The sequence below is a fragment of the Pseudolactococcus yaeyamensis genome (assembly GCF_054658615.1).
Genome location: NZ_BAAGGP010000098.1, coordinates 1 through 8795, shown reverse-complemented (window position 1 = coordinate 8795; position 8795 = coordinate 1). Strand labels below are relative to the sequence as shown.

Annotated in this window: 7 protein-coding genes; 3 read left to right on the top strand and 4 right to left on the bottom strand. The window is 41.2% G+C overall.

Features of this window, described 5'->3' with window-relative positions; genetic code table 11:
* Positions 1 to 237 precede the first annotated feature (237 nt).
* Entirely contained in the window at positions 238 to 1224 is a 987-nt protein-coding gene (locus tag ACYQ21_RS13650; protein WP_460059071.1) for an aromatic acid exporter family protein, read from the top strand.
* Between the two features lie 5 nt (positions 1225 to 1229).
* The gene (locus ACYQ21_RS13645; protein WP_460059070.1) at positions 1230 to 2138 is read left to right on the top strand and encodes a DMT family transporter; all 909 of its coding nucleotides are present in this window, start codon (positions 1230 to 1232) and stop codon (positions 2136 to 2138) included.
* Positions 2139 to 2225: 87 nt separating this feature from the next.
* Here ACYQ21_RS13645 and queA read toward each other — a convergent pair whose 3' ends face one another.
* A complete protein-coding gene (gene queA / locus ACYQ21_RS13640; RefSeq protein WP_460059069.1) occupies positions 2226 to 3257 on the bottom strand; it encodes a tRNA preQ1(34) S-adenosylmethionine ribosyltransferase-isomerase QueA in 1032 nt (343 codons plus the stop codon).
* Between the two features lie 108 nt (positions 3258 to 3365).
* Between queA and ACYQ21_RS13635 the strand changes: the two genes are divergently transcribed.
* Entirely contained in the window at positions 3366 to 4070 is a 705-nt protein-coding gene (locus ACYQ21_RS13635) for a glucosamine-6-phosphate deaminase (protein ID WP_460059068.1), read from the top strand.
* A gap of 335 nt (positions 4071 to 4405) precedes the next feature.
* On the opposite strand, the gene ACYQ21_RS13630 is transcribed toward ACYQ21_RS13635, so the two are convergent.
* From ACYQ21_RS13630 to ACYQ21_RS13620, 3 genes are all read right to left on the bottom strand, one after another.
* The gene (locus ACYQ21_RS13630; protein ID WP_460059066.1) at positions 4406 to 5146 is read right to left on the bottom strand and encodes an amino acid ABC transporter ATP-binding protein; all 741 of its coding nucleotides are present in this window, start codon (positions 5144 to 5146) and stop codon (positions 4406 to 4408) included.
* On the bottom strand, positions 5146 to 7281 hold the full coding sequence (locus ACYQ21_RS13625) for an ABC transporter substrate-binding protein/permease (protein ID WP_460059065.1): 2136 nt from the start codon (positions 7279 to 7281) through the stop codon (positions 5146 to 5148). The genes ACYQ21_RS13630 and ACYQ21_RS13625 overlap by 1 nt, the downstream gene beginning before the upstream one ends.
* Positions 7282 to 7473: 192 nt before the next feature.
* On the bottom strand, positions 7474 to 8562 hold the full coding sequence (locus tag ACYQ21_RS13620) for a M24 family metallopeptidase (RefSeq protein ID WP_460059064.1): 1089 nt from the start codon (positions 8560 to 8562) through the stop codon (positions 7474 to 7476).
* Between the last annotated feature and the right edge of the window lie 233 nt (positions 8563 to 8795).

The window sequence follows — 8795 nt, the reverse complement described above, 5'->3', positions numbered from 1 at the left end:
TAGAGGAGCTGAGACAATTCGCAAGAGGGGTGTGTATACAACAAAAATAATTGAGAACAAAACGCTCTAACTCCTTATATCACAAGGCGGAATAGTGTTTTTCTGATTTTTAACTGTCAAACTCGGGCATAATTCAACTTGGGTATGAAGCCAAAGAATAGAGACTTTCCCAAAAGGAAGGTCTTTTCTGATGGCAAACTTCACCTTTAGTTGAAAAGGGATATGTTATAATAGACTATGAAGATTTTCCCAAATGATTTTAAGATTGGCGCAAGAACGGTTAAGACAGTTATTGCAGCTAGTCTAGCTATTAGCATCGCCAATCTACTTAAGTTAGACTATGCTACGGCAGCGGGCATCATTGCGATATTAAGTGTTGGTAATACAAAAAAATCAACCTATCAAAGTGGTAAGAATCGCTTACTTAATTTTTTAGCTGCCATGATTATATCGGTTGTGTTGTTCTCAATTTTAGGTCATCATGTCTTGGTATTTGGTCTTTTTCTACTGATTTTTATACCCTATTCTGCTGCTTGTGGCATGTCAGAAGGGATAGCACCCAATGCTGTCCTTGTCACACATCTTTTGATGGCGACAAAAATCACCCCGCAACTTTTGCTCAATGAATTTCTGCTTAATTTCATTGCGATATCATTAGCTTTTATCGTCAACTTGAAGATGCCAAATTTTCAGACAGAATTGTCAGAGCGAGAAAAGCGGATTGAACACCATTTTCGTGACTTGTTTAAGCGTCTGAGTTTTATCATGGCGAAAAAAACTGAGCAAGCCCATTTTTTACATAAAGTAGAAGATTTAGAGCAGTATATTTCTGAAAGTTTAACTTTAGCAAGAACACATCTGGATAATCAATTTGGTGATGGTGGTGCAGGGACTAGTTATGATTACTTTGCCATGCGTGCCACACAAGTTGAAATTTTCCATCAAATCGCTGAAATTTTACTTCAAATTGAAGTCACTGTCCAAAAAGATCAGTTGACAGCCCTGAACCAACTCTTTAAGGAGATTGGCAAAAGTTATGCCAAAGATAACGATGGAAAAGCGCTGATGCAACAAGTAAAAGAAACACTGGACATCTATCGAGCTAGTGACCTGCCCAAAAATCGTGAAGAGTTTGAAGCGCGTGCAAGACTTTTTCAGATTTTACAGCTGATTCAGACCTTCATCCAAATTAAACGAGACTATATCCTAGAAAGTGAAGTATAAGTGCGATGAATAAAAAACAAATCGAATCTTGTTTACTATTAATGTTGACGGCATTTATTTGGGGTGTTGCCTTTGTCGCTCAAAAAGTCGGGACGACCGATGTCGGACCACTGACTTTTAGTGCCAGCCGCTATTTTCTAGGTGGCCTTGCCGTCTTACCTTGCGCCTATTTCTTTGCAGATAAGCAGATGACTAAGGTCAAACTCAAAACATCTGTCCTAGCAGGAAGTTTTTGCGGTGTCCTTTTGTTCATCGCCAGTTTCCTCCAGCAAATCGGCATTCAGTACACGACAGTTGGTAAGGCTGGTTTTATCACAACACTTTATATCATCATCATTCCCTTGATTGGTTTAGCCTTCAAGAAAAAAGTCAGCCTACGCATCTGGGTGAGTGTTGCCATTGCACTTCTAGGTATGTATCTCCTTTGTCTAGCAGGCGGTAGCTTTACTGTGCAAACAGGAGATTTCTATGTCTTCTTTTGTGCCATCGGCTTTGCCTGTCAAATCCTTTTTATCGACTATTATTTGCCAAAAGTCGAGCCGATTTATTTCGCCATGACCCAGTTCTTCGTCGCAGCGCTCATCTCCCTCATCTTACTGCCCTTTTTTGAACCCCTTGAGTTGTCAGGTATCATCTCAGCCAGAATCTCAATCCTCTACGCTGGCTTAATTTCAGCAGGCATTGGCTACACCTTGCAAATCATCGCCCAAAAGCATGTTAAACCTGTCGTTGCTTCCATGATTATGAGCCTAGAAGCCGTCTTTTCACTCCTCGCAGGCTTTATCATCCTAGGCGATCGCTTATCTAGTCGGGAACTCATCGGCTGTGCGCTCGTCTTTACAGCTATTATCCTAGCCCAACTGCCGACCAAGTCGGCCAATGCCAAGGCAGATATCATGCCAGAAATACTTTAAAATCAAGACAAGAAAAAAATCCGCTATCTCAATTACTGCGACAGTAGACCGAGATAGGAGATTTTTATCATAGGTGTCAAAACTGCCTTATTTGACAAACATGGCATCGCCAAAACTAAAGAAGCGGTAGTGTTCATCAATAGCGTGTTGATAAGCAGCTAAGACAAAGTCACGACCAGCAAAAGCAGAAACGAGCATGACCAAAGTCGACTTAGGCAAGTGGAAATTGGTTGAGAAAGCATCCACGACTTGAAATTGATAGCCGGGTTTGATGAAGATACTAGTCCAGTTACTGTCGGCTTGAACTTTGCCGCCGAATTTTTTGGCAACAGATTCAAGTGTTCTGATTGATGTCGTCCCAACAGCAATCACACGTTTGCCCATAGCTTTGGTGGCATTGATGATATCAGCAGTTTCTTCAGGTAGGCTATAAAACTCGCTGTGCATCTCATGTTCTTCGATATTATCAACACTGACAGGGCGGAAAGTCCCGAGACCGACGTGCAAAGTCACCCAAGCGATGTTCACACCTTTTGCCTCAATCTGAGCCAAGAGGTCATCCGTGAAATGAAGGCCAGCAGTTGGCGCGGCTGCTGAACCATTTTCCTTAGCATAAACGGTTTGATAGCGACCTTGATCCTTGAGTTTCTCATGGATATAAGGTGGCAGCGGCATTTCGCCTAGACTTTCGAGGACTTCTAGAAAGATGCCATCGTAGTTAAACCTGACAATGCGACCGCCGTGTTCTAGGCTGTCGTCGACTACCGTTGCCGTCAAACGACCATCGCCAAATGAAATCACAGTCCCATTTTTCAGCTTCTTAGCGGGCTTGGCGAGGACTTCCCAAGTATCATCAACGGTATTTTTAAGGAGCAAAAGTTCAATGTGACCGCCTGTGTCAGTTTTTTGGCCATGGAGGCGGGCAGGTAGGACGCGTGTATTGTTCAGCACCAGTGTATCACCAGTATCTAGCTCATCGATGATGTTATAAAAATGTTGATCCGTCATCGTTTGTGTCGCCTTGTTGATGACGAGCAAGCGACTTTCAGATCGCTTTTCAAGGGGTGTTTGGGCGATCAATGCTTCAGGTAAATCAAAATTAAAGTCTTCAATATTCATAAAATAAATTATATCACTTTTAAGATGTAAATGCTTGACAAATTCAAATAAGAAGATTATAATTGGTCTATACCAATAAATAATGAAGCTTGACCAAAAGGAGAGACCATGAAAATCATTAAAGTTAAAGATCAACTTGAAGGGGCTAAAGTAGGCCTTGACATCTTGAAAGGACAAATCGCAGCTGGTGCTAAAACATTTGGTTTGGCAACAGGCTCAACACCTGTTGAATTTTATAACCAAATCATCAACAGCGACATCGATTTTTCAGATAAAACATCCATCAACCTTGATGAGTACGTTGATCTTGATGGTTCTGATGAGCAATCTTACCGTTACTTTATGAACCAACACTTGTTCAACGACAAACCATTTAAAGAAAATTTCTTACCAGATGGTAAAGCAGCAGACTTAGCTGTCGAAGTGAAACATTATGATACGATTATTGATGTGCACCCTATTGACTTCCAAATTTTGGGTATCGGGCACAACGGTCATATCGGTTTCAATGAACCGGGGACATCATTTGATGTGACAACACACGTTGTAGACTTAACAGAAAGCACAATCAAGGCTAACGCACGTTACTTTGAATGTGAAGCAGATGTCCCTAAAAAAGCAGTGTCTATGGGTATCGCAAGCATCATGAAATCTAAAACAATCGTCCTCATGGCTTGGGGCGAAGGCAAATCTGAAGCCATTCAAGCCATGGTTGAAGGTGAAATTACTGAAAGTCTGCCAGCATCAATCCTCCAAAAACACGATAATGTCATCGTGATTGTAGATGAAGCAGCTGGTAAATTGTTGAAATAATATCGAAACCTGAAAAGCTCTGATGATTTTGCTCGTCAGAACTTTTTTTGTGTCATCGTTTGAGCAAACAAAGAATGAAGCAGTCAATACTTGATTTGAAAAGTTTATATTCTAGGGTTCGCATCAGTTTTATGCTAATTTGGTATTGTTTTGTCAAAACAATTCCAAAACCACACAGAATCAGCGATTTTGCAACCAATTTCGTATCCTTTCTCCGATATAATCATGTCTATTAAAAAATGACATAAAAATAGGCTCTGGATGTTTCCGATTCACATCGAAAATTGTTAGGAGCCTATTTTTAGTAGCCTTTTGTCTCGGCTTCATGTTGTCAATCAAACATTCAAAACCTTATTCAAAAAGTCTTTCAAACGAGGGTGTTGTGGCTTGTCGAAGACTTGATCGGGTGTGCTGTCTTCCAAGATTTCACCGCCATCTGTAAAGATAACGCGGTTAGCCACCTTACGGGCAAAGCCCATTTCATGCGTGACAATCAGCATGGTCATACCTTCCTTGGCAAGTTCTTGCATGACTTCCAGCACATCACCAACCATTTCTGGGTCGAGCGCTGAGGTTGGCTCATCAAAGAGCATGAGCTCCGGATCCATAGCCAATGCGCGTGCAATCGCCACACGTTGTTTCTGACCACCTGACAAGCTTTCAGGCATGGCATCAGCTTTATCAGAAAGGCCAACTTTTTTGAGTAAATCAAGGGCTTTGGTGTGCGCCTCGTCTTTGGTCATTTTTTTAAGCTCAAGGGGTGCATAAGTGATGTTATCAAGCACCGTCATGTTCGGGAAGAGGTTGAATTGTTGGAAGACCATACCGACTTCTTGGCGGACTTGATTAAGATTGGTCTTTTTATTGCTCAAATCGTAGCCATCTACGATGACGGTACCCGATGTAATTTCTTCTAACCCGTTCAAGGTTCTCAGGAAAGTTGACTTACCAGAACCAGAAGGGCCAATGATACAAACAACATCGCCCTCATTAAAGCGCGTTGTAATCCCTTTTAAGACTTCATTACTGCCAAATGATTTATGCAAATCAGTGATATCTATTTTTAATTTTGCCATTATTTCATATTCCTTTCAAGTCGACGTGCAAAGATGGTCAATGCCAGAATGACGACGAGATAAATCATCGCGATTAAGCCGTAAACTTTAAAGGATTGGAAGTTGCGGGCAACGATGATTTTACCTGTTTGGAGCAATTCAATCAAACCGATGGCTGAGATAATCGTTGTATCTTTCAGTGAGATGATGAATTGGTTGACCAAACTAGGAATGGTAATCTTAACTGCTTGTGGGAGAATGACGCGGCGCATCGTTTTAACATATGAAATACCAAGTGAACGTGAGGCCTCCATCTGACCGATAGGCACAGAGTTGACGCCACCACGGACGATTTCAGCAATATAAGCTGAAGCATTTAATGTGAGCGCAATGACACCCGCCACATAATCATTAAGTGGACTAGAATGTCCAGTAATCGATTCGATTAAGTTAGGCACACCGTAGAAGATGAAGATGGCAAGCACCATAAGTGGCACACCACGCACAAGATCGACATAGGCTCTCGTGAAGCCTTTTAAGAATTTACTTGGTGAAACGCTAAAGAGACCGAAAATAACACCAATGATGAGAGCCAAAACAAAGGATACAATCGTTAAAGATAGGGTATAACCAAGCCCTTTAGCCAACTGTTGCCAGTTGTTTTTGATAATCCCAATCATCGTTGATTCGTCGACTTTATTGTCGTCTGAATCGGTATTTCCCATGTATTTTTCGACGATTTTATCGTAGTCGCCACTCGCTTTGAGTTTGGCAAGACCGGCATTGAACATGGCAAGCAATTCAGGATTTGTCCCTTTTTTAACCGCAAAACCGTATTCCCCGATTTTCTCAGGTTCGATCGGTGTTGCAAATTTCTTGCCTTGTAAAATGGCATACTTGACGACAGGTTCATCATCCATGAAGGCATCAATAGAGCCAGTATTTAAGCTTTCGTACATGGTATCCGCAGCATCGAAAACCTTAACCTTGTAACCATATTTGTCCTTATTTTTATCAATAAAGGCTTGAGAAGCCGTCCCGTTTTTAACCCCGACTGTTTTCCTTTTTAAATCTTTGTAAGAGTTAATGTCAGTGGTTGTGCTTTTGACAGCAAGCGTTGCATTAGCTGTGAAATAAGGATCAGAGAAGTCGAAAACTTTTTTCCGCTCATCTGTGATTGACATGCCAGCAATCATGCCATCAGCATGCCCGGCTTGGGTTTGGTCAACGGCAGTTTGGAAACCAACGAAGTCCATGCTAACATTAAATTTCTGATTTTTTGCAATTGCCTGTATTAAATCAACGTCAATCCCAACATATTTTTTAGATGAATTTTGGAATTCAAATGGCGCAAAGAGTGAGTCGGAAGCGATTTTATACTCAGATTTGACAAGTTTAATATCAGTATCAGTAGATGTTGCGGTATACTTATCTAGGATAGCATCATAACCACCATTGGCTTTGAGTTCTTTCAAGGCTTTGTTAAAGCCTTTGATGAGTTCTGGATGTGTGCCTTTTTTGACCGCAAAGCCATAGTCGCCAACTTTTTCGCCGCCCATATTGATTTCAAAAGCTTGTCCCTGATTAATGGCGTATTTAATCACTGGCTCATCATCCATGATGGCATCAACAGCACCAACTTTTAAACTTTCATATAACTGAGCGCCCTCATCATAAGTTTTGATGGTATAGCCGTATTTAGCTTTGTTTTTCGATAGGAAATCTTGTGATGCTGTGCCATTTTTCACACCAACTGTCTTGCCTTTGAGTTGCTTGTAGGCAGTGATTTTATTGCCCTTTTTGGAAGCAATGACGACTGATGACGCATAGTAAGAATCAGAAAAATCAAAGACTTTTTTGCGTTCATCTGTGATGGACATTCCAGCAATCACACCATCTGCCTGTCCAGCGATGACTTGATCGAGTGCTGCTTGGAAACCCGGGAAGGATTGGTCAAGTTGCCAATCATTCATCTCAGAAATTTTTTGCATCAAATCAACATCAATTCCGACATATTTTTTATTTGCATCTTGAAACTCGAAGGGTGCATAGGTTGAGTCACTGGCTATTTTTACCACTTTTTCTTCAGCTTTGACGGCAGTAGCCGAAAACAAAGTGATGAAAACCGTGAATAATATCAATAAATTTTTTTTCATGTTTGGTTCCCTTTCGAAATATATTCCTTTTCATTCTATCATAAAAAAGCGTGAAAATAAAGAACGCTTTTCTGAGATGTGAGTTTTCCTGACATCTCAAAAAAACACCCTTTGATAAGCCCTGCGTATCCGCTGCAGCATTGGCAAAAAGGTAAGCAAAAAACACCTACACTAGTAGGTGCGGCCTATCATTTAAAAGATTAACAAGTCTTTGGAAGTTTGGGTGAAACTTTTAGCGCCAGTTTCTGTTACATAGAGACAGTCTTCGATGCGCACGCCAACTTGATTCGGGATATAGATACCAGGTTCAATTGAGAAACACATGCCTTTTTCAATGGTAATATCTTCGCTGCCACCGATAGAAGGAAATTCATGGACATCCATGCCGATACCGTGCCCAGTTCGGTGCGTGAAATACTCGCCATAACCGGCCTTAGTGATGACATCGCGCGCCACCTTATCAACCTCAAAAGCGGTCACGCCAGGTTTGACAAAATCAAAAGCAGCTTGCTGGGCTTCACGTGTAATCTCGTATATTTTGCGGTCAAAATCACTCGGCTGACCGATGGCAATCGTCCGACTGGCATCAGAAGCATAGCCATTAGACATGATACCGAGGTCAAAAAGTAAAAGTTTATTTTGCTGAATCTGAACTGTTTCAGACACACCGTGAGGATTAGCCGCGCGGGCACCAGTCAAGACCATGGTCTCAAAACTCATCTCGGAAATCCCCTGGCGTTTCATCTCAAACTCAATCTTAGCGATGACATCCATTTCAGTCAGCCCTTTTTCAGACGCCACAGACTGAAAACCGATGTCAAAACAGCTATCTGCATAATCCCCTGCGACAATCATTTTTTGGATTTCATCGTCAGATTTGATGAGTCGCATCCGATTGATTACTGGTGTCAGATTGGCAAAAGAGATGCCGTCAAAGACGGATTTCAAGCCGTCAGATTGACTGAGAATCAGATGATCATATTCGACTGCAATTGTTTTGAGGGTCAGACCTGATAAGTGAGCCTTGATTTTAGCCCAAGGATTTTCACTGTCTGCATAACCGATGACATCAAAATTAACATGAGTCTTAGCTTTTTCAATTTCAAGCTCAGGTGTGAAAAGCAGTGGCGAACGATCAGGAAAAATCATCAAGCCTAAAATTCGCTCATGAGGCTCTATCGTCAAACCTGTTAAATAATGAACAGTTGTTGGGTTGGTAATAAAAGTCATATCCCAATTTTCTTTGCCGAGATATGTGGCAATTTGTGTTAGTTTTGTCATACCTCTATTTTGCCACTTTGTCTCGTAAATTGCCATCCTTAAATGCTTTGAAAATTAAAATAAATGCAATAATTTTTGTTAAAAAAGTGCTCATGTCCTTACAATAGCACGACAAACGCATGAAATAAATAGTTCCCTAGTATCTCTATTTATGTTAAAGTAAAAGAAAAGCTATTAAGGGAGTTCATGATGTACGAAATCTACGCGTATTTAGAAAGCGTCACAGATCCGCG

Coding starts and splice junctions, on each gene's coding strand:
- ACYQ21_RS13650 (WP_460059071.1), top strand. CDS start 238: ATGAAGATTTTCCCAAATGATTTTAAGATTGGCGCAAGAACGGTTAAG.
- ACYQ21_RS13645 (WP_460059070.1), top strand. CDS start 1,230: ATGAATAAAAAACAAATCGAATCTTGTTTACTATTAATGTTGACGGCA.
- queA (WP_460059069.1), bottom strand. CDS start 3,257: ATGAATATTGAAGACTTTAATTTTGATTTACCTGAAGCATTGATCGCC.
- ACYQ21_RS13635 (WP_460059068.1), top strand. CDS start 3,366: ATGAAAATCATTAAAGTTAAAGATCAACTTGAAGGGGCTAAAGTAGGC.
- ACYQ21_RS13630 (WP_460059066.1), bottom strand. CDS start 5,146: ATGGCAAAATTAAAAATAGATATCACTGATTTGCATAAATCATTTGGC.
- ACYQ21_RS13625 (WP_460059065.1), bottom strand. CDS start 7,281: ATGAAAAAAAATTTATTGATATTATTCACGGTTTTCATCACTTTGTTT.
- ACYQ21_RS13620 (WP_460059064.1), bottom strand. CDS start 8,562: ATGACAAAACTAACACAAATTGCCACATATCTCGGCAAAGAAAATTGG.